Annotated in this window: 12 protein-coding genes; 9 read left to right on the top strand and 3 right to left on the bottom strand. The window is 39.1% G+C overall.

What is annotated here, in order from left to right; genetic code table 11:
- Nucleotides 1-27 precede the first annotated feature (27 nt).
- Nucleotides 28-972, top strand: coding sequence for a polysaccharide deacetylase family protein (locus ABG082_RS08150; protein ID WP_231131730.1), 945 nt, complete (start codon nt 28-30; stop codon nt 970-972).
- 33 nt (nt 973-1,005) lie between these two features.
- Nucleotides 1,006-2,238, top strand: a complete 1,233-nt coding sequence (locus ABG082_RS08155; protein ID WP_041090488.1) for a pitrilysin family protein — start codon at nt 1,006-1,008, stop codon at nt 2,236-2,238.
- Nucleotides 2,239-2,289: 51 nt separating this feature from the next.
- On the opposite strand, the gene ABG082_RS08160 is transcribed toward ABG082_RS08155, so the two are convergent.
- Entirely contained in the window at nt 2,290-2,553 is a 264-nt protein-coding gene (locus ABG082_RS08160) for an acyl carrier protein (protein ID WP_052463354.1), read from the bottom strand.
- A 170-nt stretch (nt 2,554-2,723) separates the two neighbouring features.
- Here ABG082_RS08160 and ABG082_RS08165 point away from each other — a divergent pair, with 170 nt between their 5' ends.
- The 3 genes from ABG082_RS08165 (at nt 2,724) to ABG082_RS08175 (ending at nt 7,299) form a co-directional block, all read left to right on the top strand.
- Complete coding sequence (locus ABG082_RS08165; protein WP_348936739.1) at nt 2,724-3,644, top strand: aminoglycoside phosphotransferase family protein; 921 nt, start codon at nt 2,724-2,726, stop codon at nt 3,642-3,644.
- Nucleotides 3,645-3,817: 173 nt separating this feature from the next.
- The gene (locus ABG082_RS08170; RefSeq protein ID WP_348936740.1) at nt 3,818-5,587 is read left to right on the top strand and encodes an ABC transporter ATP-binding protein; all 1,770 of its coding nucleotides are present in this window, start codon (nt 3,818-3,820) and stop codon (nt 5,585-5,587) included.
- Nucleotides 5,584-7,299: an ABC transporter ATP-binding protein gene (locus ABG082_RS08175; protein ID WP_348936741.1), complete on the top strand. Its 1,716-nt coding sequence runs from the start codon at nt 5,584-5,586 to the stop codon at nt 7,297-7,299. The genes ABG082_RS08170 and ABG082_RS08175 overlap by 4 nt, the downstream gene beginning before the upstream one ends.
- Here the strand turns inward: ABG082_RS08175 and ABG082_RS08180 are convergent.
- Complete coding sequence (locus ABG082_RS08180) at nt 7,286-7,546, bottom strand: phosphopantetheine-binding protein (RefSeq protein ID WP_041507289.1); 261 nt, start codon at nt 7,544-7,546, stop codon at nt 7,286-7,288. The genes ABG082_RS08175 and ABG082_RS08180 overlap by 14 nt on opposite strands.
- A 101-nt stretch (nt 7,547-7,647) precedes the next feature.
- Between ABG082_RS08180 and ABG082_RS08185 the strand changes: the two genes are divergently transcribed.
- The 4 genes from ABG082_RS08185 to ABG082_RS08200 are packed head-to-tail and all read left to right on the top strand — an operon-like array spanning nt 7,648 to nt 11,600.
- Nucleotides 7,648-8,661 (top strand): hypothetical protein, encoded by a 1,014-nt coding sequence (locus ABG082_RS08185; RefSeq protein WP_348936742.1) that lies wholly within the window; start codon nt 7,648-7,650, stop codon nt 8,659-8,661.
- 19 nt (nt 8,662-8,680) lie between these two features.
- The gene (locus ABG082_RS08190; RefSeq protein WP_057079546.1) at nt 8,681-9,259 is read left to right on the top strand and encodes a CYTH domain-containing protein; all 579 of its coding nucleotides are present in this window, start codon (nt 8,681-8,683) and stop codon (nt 9,257-9,259) included.
- A gap of 5 nt (nt 9,260-9,264) precedes the next feature.
- Complete coding sequence (locus ABG082_RS08195; protein WP_057079545.1) at nt 9,265-10,410, top strand: nucleotidyltransferase family protein; 1,146 nt, start codon at nt 9,265-9,267, stop codon at nt 10,408-10,410.
- 23 nt (nt 10,411-10,433) lie between these two features.
- Nucleotides 10,434-11,600 carry a hypothetical protein gene (locus ABG082_RS08200; protein WP_254001240.1) on the top strand — a complete coding sequence of 389 codons (1,167 nt, stop codon included), beginning with the start codon at nt 10,434-10,436 and terminating at the stop codon, nt 11,598-11,600.
- Here ABG082_RS08200 and ABG082_RS08205 read toward each other — a convergent pair.
- Nucleotides 11,597-12,679, bottom strand: coding sequence for a serine hydrolase domain-containing protein (locus ABG082_RS08205; protein ID WP_272511506.1), 1,083 nt, complete (start codon nt 12,677-12,679; stop codon nt 11,597-11,599). The genes ABG082_RS08200 and ABG082_RS08205 overlap by 4 nt on opposite strands.
- Between the last annotated feature and the right edge of the window lie 12 nt (nt 12,680-12,691).

Consider the following 12,691-nt stretch of genomic DNA (forward strand, 5'->3'; position numbering starts at 1 on the left):
AAAGGGGAGGGACAACCATTGAAAAAAATGATACCATTCTTTGTGTTTGTATTTTTACTGCTCGTGTCATATCAAACGATGAAGCAGCCGGCTGCTGTTACATATATGAATTCAATGAAAGAGCACGCCGAGGTAGCATCTGTTTCAAAAGATATTCTGTATCAAGAGATCGAATCGAAGTCTTCTGACTATGAAGAGAAGCCGCAAAATGCTAAGATTGATAAAGTGTGGAAAAAGATGCCTGGTTTAAATGGACAGACAGTCGATATCGATGCTTCTTACGAAAAGATGAAAAAACAGGGCTCTTTCGATGAAAAGCTGCTTGTTTTTAAAGAAACAAAACCATCTGTCCATTTGCATGAACTTGGTGCTGAACCTATCTATAAGGGACATCCAGATAAAAAGATGAATGCATTCCTGATCAATGTAGCTTGGGGCGACGAGCATTTAACAAAGATGTTGAATACACTAGAAAAGCATCAAGTGAAGGCAACCTTTTTCTTAGAGGGCAAATGGGTGAAAAACAGTTCAGATCTTGCTAAAAAAATCGTGGCAGATGGTCATGAAATTGGAAATCATTCATACAATCACCCGGATATGCGCACACTGACAAGAGAACGAGCATTAGAGCAGATGATCAAAACAAATCGCCAAATTGAAGAATCCCTTGGGAAAAAACCGATATGGTTTGCGCCTCCAAGCGGCAGCTTTAAAGAAGAAACAGTAAAGCTTGCGAAACAAGAAGGAATGGAAACCATTATGTGGACAGTAGACACGATCGACTGGCAAAAACCATCACCAGCTGTATTACAAAAACGAGTGCTTGGGAAAATTCACAATGGGGCGATGATATTAATGCATCCAACAGACGCAACAGCGAGAAGTCTTGACGCACTTATCACTCAAATCAAAGAAAGAGGATATGAATTAGGAACGGTTTCTGACCTCCTAAGTGAAAAAAGACATCCGTGATGCGATCTGTTTGTTGAATAGGAGGAGCAAAACTTGGTCAAAACGTATACATGCCAAAACGGAGTAAGAATTGTACTTGAAAACAATCCCACTGTAAGGTCTGTCGCAATTGGCGTCTGGATTGGAACAGGTTCTAGACATGAGACACCAGAAGTAAATGGGATCTCACACTTTTTAGAGCATATGTTCTTTAAAGGAACAAAGACGAGATCTGCACGTGATATCGCAGAATCCTTTGACCGCATTGGTGGTCAAGTGAATGCCTTTACGTCAAAAGAATATACTTGCTATTATGCAAAGGTACTTGATTCACATGCTGGGTATGCCCTCGATGTATTGAGTGACATGTTTTTCAACTCTGCTTTTGACGAAGAAGAACTGAAGAAAGAAAAAAATGTTGTCTATGAAGAAATTAAAATGTATGAAGATACTCCTGATGACATCGTTCATGATTTGTTAAGCAAAGCCATTTACGGTGATCATTCATTAGGTTATCCGATTTTAGGGACAGAGGAAACACTCTCTACCTTTAACGGTGATTCCCTTAGAAAATATATGGATGAATTCTATACGCCGGATCGCGTCGTCATCTCTGTTGCAGGGAACGTCGATGACACCTTCATTCGTGAGGTCGAAACATTATTTGGCTCGTATGAAGGAAAGGGGAAAAAGCAGCCGGTCGAAGCCCCGCAATTCCACTATGACAAACTGACACGCAAAAAGGAAACAGAACAGGCGCACCTTTGCATGGGCTTTAACGGACTTCCTGCTGGAGATCAGGGCATCTATGACTTAATCGTCTTAAATAATGTTCTAGGCGGTAGCATGAGCAGCCGGTTGTTCCAAGACGTAAGAGAAGATAAAGGACTTGCGTATTCTGTATTCAGCTATCATAGTTCATTTGCAGATAACGGAATGCTGACGATCTATGGTGGAACTGGAGCGAAGCAGCTGAACCTGCTATCTGAAACCATCTTACAAACATTAGACGTCTTAAAACGTGAGGGAATTACGCAGAAAGAACTTGAAAACTCTAAGGAGCAAATGAAAGGCAACCTCATGCTCAGTCTTGAAAGCACAAACAGCAAGATGAGCCGAAATGGTAAAAATGAATTACTCCTTGGCAAACATCGTACGCTTGATGAAATTATTGATGAAATCAATCGCGTCTCATTAGACGGCGTGAATAATTTATCGAAAAGAATCTTTACAGAAGATTATGCTCTCTCGCTTATTAGTCCAACGGGTGATGTACCTTCTGCTTAAACAAAAAAGGCATGTCTTTTTAAAGAGATGCCTTTTTTTCATGCCTAAAGATTAATCAGCTAACTTGTTTTGCAGCTGATGAACAATTTTATTGATTGTCGAAAAGTGCTCTGTCAATAGTTCCTCATCTGCAAATTGAATATCAAAAACCTCTTCTAATTCCAAAATGAGTGAAACTGCTTTAATTGAATCGAGACCGTGATTTGTTAACTCTTCATCTGCACCAATAGAAATCTTGCTATCATCGTCCAAAGAACGCAGGACCAAATCTTTTACTTGACTTGATAGTGAAAGGGCATCCGTCGTTTCATTCATCTGCAACGCTCCTCTTTACAAATTTTCTATTCTTTACATAAATTAACTATATTAGAATGGAAAAACATTGTAAAGCAGTTTCGATATAAATAGGAATTGTTGATCATTCTCTTCAAATGAAAAATTTGGTAGAGTGAGAAGAAAAGAGAGTGGGAAGGATGGATCAATCCATGAATAAAACAGACCTTGTACAGCACATTCCCTTATTAAAAAAAGCGATCTCCATAGACCAAATTGATAAAGGCTATTCTCGAGATGAAAAATGGGTCGTGACGATGTCATCAGGTGAAAAGTATGTCCTTCGATTCACAGATCAAGACCAATATGACAAAACAAAGACGCAATTTGAGCTCCTTTCCCAATTAAGACGTCACGGTGTTCAGTGTGCTAATCCAGTGAAAATGGGTGTTCTAGACAAAACACAGCAAGTGTACTATATTTTATCGTTTGTAGAAGGTCAAGAAGCAAAAGAAATCATGAGTCAGTTAACAGAAGAACAGCAGTATGCGATCGGGGTAAGTGCAGGACAGGATTTACGAAACATGCATACATACCCAGCGCCATCTCACATCGAATCTTGGGAAGAGCGTGTTGTGAAAAAGCATCATCGATATTTAGCTGCTTATCGGGAAAGCGGTATCTCCATAGAAGGGGATGAAAAAGTTGCGCAGTTTATCTCACAGCACATAGATAAGGTGAAGGGAAGGCCTAACCAATTTCAGCACGATGACTTTCATTTAGGGAATATTATTATAAAGAATAATAACTATGCAGGCGTTATTGATTTTAATAATTTTGATTGGGGAGACCCCATTCATGATTTTTATAAAGTAGCTCTTTTCAGTAGAGAAACAAGTGAAGCATTTGCGGCTGGTCAAATAAATGGGTATTTTGATGGGGAAATACCAGCTGATTTTTGGCAGCTTTACTCTGTATATGTCGCAATGAGCATCTTTTCATCGATTATGTGGGTCATTAAATTTGATCCAGGTCAAATGGATGAGATGATCAAAAGACTAGAAAATGTATTAAAAGATCATGATTATTTTCGTCAAATAGAACCCCATTGGTATACGCGTATCACTAGATAACAGTGAAATATAGGACGATTAGGCGGTGATGGAAGTCACTGCCTTTTCTGTTATAATGATACAAATTACACATTGTCATGAGTAGAAACATTTTATATAATCCAAACAAGGATCGAAAAAGTTGTAAAAAAATTCCGTTTTTTGTTGAAAAAGAGCAAAAGGCTGGTGATGGATTGAAACAAATCGACAAAGATTCAAAGCAGTTATGGCGTGTATATTTATGGACACTTTCATTTTTAAAGCCTTATACAGGTAAAGTGATTCTAGTCATTATGAGTGGATTCGTTATTACCTTGAGCGAACTCATTATACCTAAATTTATTCAATATTTTATTGAAACGATTTTGCCAGCAAAAGACTTTTCTAAAATGAATGGATTATTGTTAGGACTGACTGGCTTGATAGTACTTGGTATTATACTGACAGCTGCACGAAATTTATGGCAAAGAAAATTAATCGAACAAGCCTCAAGAGATTCACAATTTGCTGCCTTCCAGCAAATCCGTCAACTCGGTTTCTCATACTACGAACAACATTCTGTTAGTGAAACACTCTCCTTTGTTAACACACAAACACGAGCTGTACAAGAAATTTACAGACGATACTTCCCACAATTTATCAATCAGACACTATTTATCGCCATCTCACTATACTTTATGATACAAATTTCTATCTTACTCACTCTCATCATTATTCCAAGTTTTATTCTCTACTATATCTTTGGCCCTTGGCTTGAAAAAAAGGCAACGATCTACGGAAGACAAAGTGCAGAAGGTTTTCGCACGTTGCAAACAAAATTATACGAAAGTCTTGCTTCAATGGAAGAGCTTAGAATTTTAGGTTATATGAATTGGGACATGGAGCGGATTCAAAAGCTGCATGAACAAGTCCGCCAAGATCATGAAAAAAATGTTTTTTTCGCTTACTTACGAGGAAGCAACCGCAGGCTCACTTATTATATTGGTGCTCTAGCTACATTTGCTCTCGGGATCTACCTTGTAAATACTGGTCAGCTGACGACAGGCGGTTTTGTGGCATATATACTATATTATTTTTCAGCAATGCACATGCTTACTTCTATTGTCACACTTCTAACAGAACAACGAATCTTAACCTTTCAAATTGAACCTTTATACCATTTTATGAAAAAAACACCCGATATTAGAGAGCCTCGTCAGCCTATGCTGCTTGATCAAGTCGAAGGCGATATCGTGTTTCATGACGTTGATTTTCATTATCCCAATCATCCTCCTTTATTAAAGGGGATGAATCTACATATTCGGCGTGGTGAAAAAGTGGCGCTTGTCGGTACGAGCGGTGGAGGGAAAACATCGCTTCTTAAATTAATTGGACGCTTTTATGATCCCTCATCTGGGATGATCACACTTGATGGAGTTGATTTGCGCTGTTTACCTACTAGTCAAATAAGAGGTGCGATGGGGTTTGTTTTTCAAGAAACGTTTTTATTTAATATGAGTGTAAAGGACAATATTCGTTTTGGAGATACAAGTCTTTCAGATCAACAGATCATTGAAGCCGCTAAAAAAGCTGATTGCGACTCATTTATAAGAGAACTAGAAAACGGATACGACACCATACTTGGTGAAAGAGGATTAAAACTTTCTGGTGGTCAAAAGCAAAAGATCGCGATTGCCCGGCTATTTGCTAAAAATCCAAGTGTTGTATTACTCGATGAAGCAACAGCATCTCTTGACAGTGTCAGCGAGCAAAAAGTCCAGCAGGCATTACATCAAACATTTAAGGAATCTACTGTCATTGCAGTCGCACATCGTTTATCTACTGTAAGACATTTTGACAGAATTATTTTGATAGAAGACGGTCGTATGTTAGAAACTGGACATTTTAATGAATTGATGAGAAAAAAGGGACATTTTTATCAATTGGCGTCTGACCGTTCAGAAAAGGAGGCAGGTGTAACATGAGGAAAAATTGGCTGTTTCTTTTGATCACAAAGCAAAAATGGATGCTCATCCTCGCTCTTTTACTCGTTTTGATTGAAGCAGCAGCTAATTTAGCCATGATCGGGCTGCAAAAGTGGCTCATTGACGATGTCCTTTTGAATAGCGGCAATCAACAATTTCCTTATATCTTGATGCTGTTTGCCATTATTTTTCTTGTCTATGTTGTCATGTTTGTCGCCAGTCCATATGTGATGCACAAAAACTATCTTACCATCCACCATTCATTACAGAAAAAGATGTTAGATCAGCTTCAGCAAGTATCGATGAGATCATATAAAATTCATCCAGTTAGTTATTATTTACACAAGCTTAACCAAGATGTAAAGACAGTCGCTGTCACAGCTGCTTTACATATACCGAAGATTGTACAAACCATTTTTATGGCCGTTGTTTTATCGATCATTTTACTATCTGTGAGTCCTGTATTATTTTTCTTGCTTCTTTTTGCAAGCACGTGTTATTTCATTGTCGGTAAAAAAATGGCGAAAACGGCAACAAACATCGCAAAAGAAGTGCAAGAGAGAAAGTCAGATCTATTCGTGCATGTCGAAGAAGGAATTTCTTCTACAAGAGAAGTTGTTGCATTTGATCGACGCAAATGGGAAATCGGTTTGTATAAAAAGCTATTTAACAAGATGATGGATCGTGTCATTAAAGAAGGTAAGTTTCAAAATAAGCTTCTATTTTTAACAGAGCCATTGAAATGGTTTGGAATACTATCTGTGCTTGTGTTTGGCACATATCAAGTAGCAGCAGGAAACATGTCAATCGGCTTATTTGTCGTCATTTACCAATATGCTTCTCAATTAATGAAAAGTTATCAGGAGTTATTCCAGTATGTATTTGAATTTTTCCACCAACGTGCATCTGTTCATCGAATTGCAGACGTACTGCAAATAGAAAACGAAGAAAAAGGAACGAAGCGAATACATTCTGTGGAAGATGTGGTGTTTGAAGATGTTTGTTTTTCTTATGAACAAACATCTAAAGGGGCTTTAAACGACTTGAATCTTCATATTCCAAAAGGAAAAAAAGTGGCCATTGTTGGAGCGAGCGGTAGCGGGAAATCGACTATCTCAAAGCTGGCACTTGGACTTTATCAACCGGATAGCGGAAACGTTTTAGTAAATGGCGTTGAACGATCAGAGATAGAGCCATCTCATTTCTTAAAACGAGTAGCCGTTGTCCCGCAAGAACCCTATTTCTTCCCAGACACCATACGTCTCAATCTCATCATGGGATTAACTGATATTACTGAAGAACAACTTGAACAGGTTTGTGAGATTGCACAAATTCTTCCCTTCATTAAAGGACTTGAAAAAGGATTTGATACAGTCATTGGAGAGAGGGGAATTTCCTTGTCAGGGGGACAACGACAGCGTTTAGCTATCGCTAGAGCGCTTTTAAAACAGGCTGATTTTCTGATATTAGATGAGGCGACATCGGCCCTTGACCGGCAGACAGAAAGGCAGGTTCAAAAAGGGATAGACGATGCAAAAGGAGGAAGCACTTTGCTTGTAATTGCACACAGATTATCGACCATACAAAATGCAGATGTGATCTATGTACTTGAAGACGGTGCTGTTCAAAGTTGCGGTACTCATGAGGAGCTGATGGAAGCCTCCTCGCATTACCGCTCTTTATTTATGGCGCAGGTCATCACAGCGTCTTAGTCAGTTTGGTTTTGACCAAAGTAAAGAGTCGATCTAAGGTGCGGAAGTGGTCAGGGTGTAATTCTTCGTCTTCAAACGCAATGTGAAAGGTGTCCTCTAATGAAATAACAAAAGAGACAATTTGGACAGAATTTAATCCTAAAGCTTTTAAACTATCATCAAGGCCTGGCTGCTCAGTGAGCGACAACTTATTCATCACAAGTTGGACAATTTTTTCTTCAACTTCTGTTCGTGTCAGTTCATTCATGTCGTGGCTCCTTTCTAAAAGATTATTATGTGTTATATTTTGGTGGATCAAGAAGAAAATTGCAATCGTTTTTATCAATCTATCATAAGGGGTGGCATTCATTGTCATATGTAAGCTATCAAAAAAATAATGTTCGTGTGGTATTAGGGGCAGATGAATCAGTTCAGAATTTAGTCATCAGTAAAGTACATCCCTATGTTGAGTGCAGCAAAATAACAGACAGACTTGAAGGAGACGTTTGGACGATTTTAACGAGCAAATATGCACAAGACATTCAAACAGAAGTGCCACTTGAAGAAGTCTTTTATCAAACCAAGATGGAACCTCGCTGCCGCTACCTGTATCACGGAGAGAAGAAAGTCGTTGTGATAGATGAACCAAAAGATGTCAGATGGACAGCCCAACACGCACTGCGTTTAATAAGAGTACTGCTTCGCCTTTTGTGTTATCAGGATGGACTTGTCTATTTGCATGGCGGCATGATGGAGATGAATCAAAAAGGGATTGCACTAGTAGGCGGATCAAGAGCGGGCAAAACATCCACCATTTTATCCTTGTTATCCTTAACCGATGCAACGTACATCACAAACGATGATATAGGGATTTCATATACGAACAACGAGTACAAAGGAGCTGGTTGGCCGAGATCTATGAGTATTCGGAAAGATTCTTTTGAAGCCATTGAAAAGCTTGGAACACCATATAGACTTCAAACATCGAGTCATCCATTTAATGAAGATGATAAGAACTATCATTTCGTCTATCCGGAGGAATTAGAAAAATGGTTTTCACGTGAAGTCAAAACAATGGGGAAAATCGATGTCATGGTGTTTCCTGAGTTTTTACCTCATGGGCAAACGGGCGCCACACTTTCGAAAATCAGTCCACATGAAGCAGGGGAACGTCTAAAGGAGCACGCAGTCATCAATCCTGGAAGACATAATGAATTCCTCTTACCATATTTCACATTACCGACACCCGAAGAGCTAGAACCATTTCTTAAACATCTAGCGGAAAAGATCCCTTGTTATTCATTAAAACAGGCATTTACTTCTTTAGAGAAAGGAACCTTTCTCATTCAAGAGCTTCTTGAACAATCCGATATGGTCGTGTAAGACGTTTTGGAGGTGAGTCATGGTTGAGCAGGAGTATAAATATTTGTTGTCACAAACAGATTTTCAACACATCTACAACATGTTAAGTCAACATCATAAACCTACTTATTTAATGAACTTCAATTACTATTACGACACCTCAGATTTTTTATTAAAACGATATGGCTATACCGTACGGATCCGTCAAACCAGCGGCAAACGAACACTTGAGATCAAATGTCCCAGTCAAACGTCTGGTTATAAAAGAGTAAGAGAAGAAAAGTCATTTCCTATTGAGGATCTACCGCAAAAACTAGATGTACAGAACATCGTAACGTCTTTACCTTTTACAATGACTGAACAGCCAGAGTTGTTAGGACTATTGGTTACTGAACGAACTACCTTTTATATCGAGACAGGCATCAAAGTGGATTTGGATCAAAGCAGCTATCTTGGCATCACAGATCATGAATTAGAAATTGAATATGACAGTGAAAAAGCATATGAGGCAGATCAATGGTTTCATAGACTAACGGATGATTTGGACATACCAGTCAATCGAAAAGGGAAACGCTCTCGATTTATCACTAGATTTAAATCACTATACGGGAAGGAGTAATCAACATGCGGGCTGTTTTGGATCAATCCACTCTCTCAAATGAAGAGAGGCTGCTATTACTTGGCTCACGTATTCAATTAAATGAAAAAGAAGAAGAGTTGATGAGAGATTTATTAAAAGACGGCATCGATGTACCTCAATTGATTGGACTTGCATCAAGACATAAGGTACTTCAACTGATGACGCCTCATTTGATTCGCCTTGATGATGAAAAAAAAATCACGACAACCTACAAATTTTTACTTCATTATCATTATATCGGGAATCGTCAAAAAAATATGGAGAGATTCAAGGAATTAAAGCGTCTTTTACAAACATTTCGAAAAGAAAATCTGAAAGCAGTCCCTCTTAAAGGAGCCATTTTAACGCCTCTTGTTTACAAAGATTATGGACTCCGAATGATGTCAGACATTGATTTCTTAATTCATCCAGATGATCGAAAAAGAGCTTCTTCATTGCTCAAGGAGGAAGGGTTTATCATCGGTAAATATGACTGGGCAACCGATCAAGAAATACCGATTTCCCGAGAAGAAGAAATGATGTGGAGAATGAATGCCGGGAATCTTTATTCACATATTAAACGAAGCGGAGAAGACTTTTTGAAGGTTCACCGTGTTGATTTCTCATACGATGTTGAGCTGAAAAAAAACTACGACGCTACAAATGCCTTGCTAGATGCTGCTATAGAAAAGTCATTTTTGCAAACGGATACTTATATGCTTGAACCTTTAGATTTTCTCATTCATCTTGCTTTCCATTTATACAAGGAAGCAACAAATGTACAGTATGTCTATTTACATGCAGATCTCAATTTGATTAAGTTCTGCGATGTAAGGGAGTACGTCAAGTTTGCTGAAGAGCAAAACCAACTTGATTGGCATGCTTTGCAAGCAAGAGCGAAGGAATTAGGGGCCGAGAAAGCACTTTTTTACACGTTTACGTTTGTAGATTTATTGTATCAAACGAACTATATCGATCAATTGCAGCAGTTAGATATGAGTGACCAATCGTTCTTAGAAGCCTATGGAGAAAATGATTTCGGTTCTTCGAAAATGTGGAAGAAATCTTTTGTTGAGCGTTTTTTCAGCTTGGATAATCGTGATGAGCTTGAAGAGGAGCCTGTCGTACAGCTGTTCCCTGAAAGGCAGTAGCAAAATGAAGAGGAGGATTCTATATGGAGATAAAAGCGCTTTTTGAAAAGCCAAAGAACGATTTTCCTTATGAAAAATCATTTGTGTTTGCAGGTATTCATTTTAACATTTTATCAACCGAATCGCTGGCAATTGAAGATATCGAACATTATATCCCGAAAGAACCAGACAGTGTGGGGGATATGCCTTCACAGATTGATATACGGTTTATCATTGATCCTGAGCTTGAACAGTCCGTTCGCAATGCGTGCTTTCAAAAGGGTGAAACGATTACAGCAAAAAGGAAGTTTACTTACAAACGATTGAAATTAGACGATCAAGTATTGTTTGCCTCGCATGAAGGTGACGAGCCGCACAGTGTGGCGGTGGATAAAGGGCGTTATGCTGTGATTGGAAAAAACAATAATGAATCTGCGATACGCTGTCCACTGCGAATCGTTCGAGAAATTGCCCTTAGAACATTAGAAAACCAAGGTGGATGCTTTACGCATGCAGCGGCTGTCTCTTTTGAAGATGGCCAAAAAGGAGCGTTAATTATTGGCGATAAAGGTGCCGGGAAGTCAACTACTATGTGGCAGTTTTTGCATCATGGGGGAGCAGATTTTATCACAAACGATCGTTCTATTTCAGTGCTTGAAGATCAGGAACTTACTGTGTATGGATGGCCGATGTGCTTGGCGCTTGGAGTAGGAACCGTCCAAGCCACAACAAATATACAGGAACTGAAAAACAAAAAATTCAGCCGGTCTCAAGATAAAAGAATATGGGATGAAACCATATCAACAGAGGAAGAGGCAAAAGAAAAATGGGCGAGCGGCTGTAAGTTTGAAATTACACCAAAAGAAGCTGCTGACATGACAGGAACAACGATTCGGAGCTCTACGAAAGTAAATATGGTGATTTTTCCTTCACTCAAAATAGGTTCAGGTGAGATCAGGCTTGTACCAGTAAAAAACGATGATCAGAGAGCAAAAGATATCATGGTCGCCAATATAAGAGAACCAGAAGATCCTGACTATTTAAAAGGCTGGCTCGGCCTTCGGCATGTGTCAGATACCTTTCTTGAACAAAAGGCATCTGAGCTGATCCATCATTTATTCAATATGCCATGTTTTTATTTAGAGGGTGATCCGCGGTATCTCCAGGACGCGATTCCAGATCTATTAAACAAAAAAGTGAGTTCCATTTAAAGAGACGATTGTCTAAACATTCGTTTGAGCCGGTCTTCACGCTTTTTTATCTGTTCGTGATCTGCTGGCAGCATGATTTGAAAGAGCATGTCGGCAATCGGCCGTGCGAGCCTTTCGTCAGAGTTTAAGAGAATGCAAACGCCTAATTTACGCTTTGGAATGAAGCCAATATAGGAGGTGAAGCCTTTAATTTCTCCGCTATGTTCAGCTAAGGTGAATCCGTTAAAAGGTCTCAAAAACCATGATAGACCAACACCTCTAGTGAAATCTTCTTCAACCATAACGGGGCTTTGCATTTCTTTTAGCGAATGCTGATGAAGCAGACGGTTTCCGTCGTATTGAGCTTGAATGAATCGAATCAAATCGTCTGCTGTAGAGAATAGTCCGCTTGAACCGTCCTCCCAAGATGGTGTTTCAGCACTTGGATAGGATATGCCGGAAAGACCAGAGGAAGAAAGGGTATACCCTTTGGCCGTGGATGCTGTTTCAATAAATCCAGTTTGCTGCAAATCGAGCGGTTCTAGTATGTGGGTATGCACTAATTCTCTAAATGGCTGTTGACTCACTTTTTCTAGTACTTTACTTAAAATTGAATAGCCAAGACTGGAATAATTGATGATAGACCAAGGCGGTGTAAAAATAGTCAGTATTTCCATGCACTGAGCTAATGTCATATCTCGCAGATGAGTTGCTTTATCGAGTGTTTTGGGCAGGCCTGAGATATGAGAGGCAATCATTCGGAAAGTGAGTGGAATTGGTTCAGACATGTGACTTTTTATGAAAGAAAGTAAAGGTTCGTAAGTATGAATAGGCTCATCGAGTTGAATCAATCCTTCCTCTCGTATTTTCATCATGACCATTGCAGTAAAAGGCTTAGTCACTGAACCAATTCGAAAGGTTGTGTCTTTTGTAACAGGGGTGCCGCTTTCAATATCAGCTAGGCCCTCATGCCACGACCAAACGTGCTTATCTTCATGAGAAATACAAATAGAGCAGCCAGGAATTTGATGTTGATTCAATAACTTCTTCATGTCAGTGGTTGTATCTTGCAAGCGTTGTAGGATCGATTCATTGATCAAAATAGACACCTC

Source organism: Bacillus sp. BS1807G30 (genome assembly GCF_040047675.1).
In the GTDB taxonomy this organism is placed as follows: domain Bacteria; phylum Bacillota; class Bacilli; order Bacillales; family Bacillaceae; genus Bacillus; species Bacillus altitudinis.

Bases quoted from the DNA above. Each gene is read 5' to 3' on its own strand.
- ABG082_RS08180 (WP_041507289.1), bottom strand. From the start codon at position 7,546: ATGAATGAACTGACACGAACAGAAGTTGAAGAAAAAATTGTCCAACTT.
- ABG082_RS08195 (WP_057079545.1), top strand. From the start codon at position 9,265: ATGCGGGCTGTTTTGGATCAATCCACTCTCTCAAATGAAGAGAGGCTG.
- ABG082_RS08175 (WP_348936741.1), top strand. From the start codon at position 5,584: ATGAGGAAAAATTGGCTGTTTCTTTTGATCACAAAGCAAAAATGGATG.
- ABG082_RS08150 (WP_231131730.1), top strand. From the start codon at position 28: ATGATACCATTCTTTGTGTTTGTATTTTTACTGCTCGTGTCATATCAA.
- ABG082_RS08165 (WP_348936739.1), top strand. From the start codon at position 2,724: ATGAATAAAACAGACCTTGTACAGCACATTCCCTTATTAAAAAAAGCG.
- ABG082_RS08200 (WP_254001240.1), top strand. From the start codon at position 10,434: ATGGAGATAAAAGCGCTTTTTGAAAAGCCAAAGAACGATTTTCCTTAT.
- ABG082_RS08160 (WP_052463354.1), bottom strand. From the start codon at position 2,553: ATGAATGAAACGACGGATGCCCTTTCACTATCAAGTCAAGTAAAAGAT.
- ABG082_RS08190 (WP_057079546.1), top strand. From the start codon at position 8,681: ATGGTTGAGCAGGAGTATAAATATTTGTTGTCACAAACAGATTTTCAA.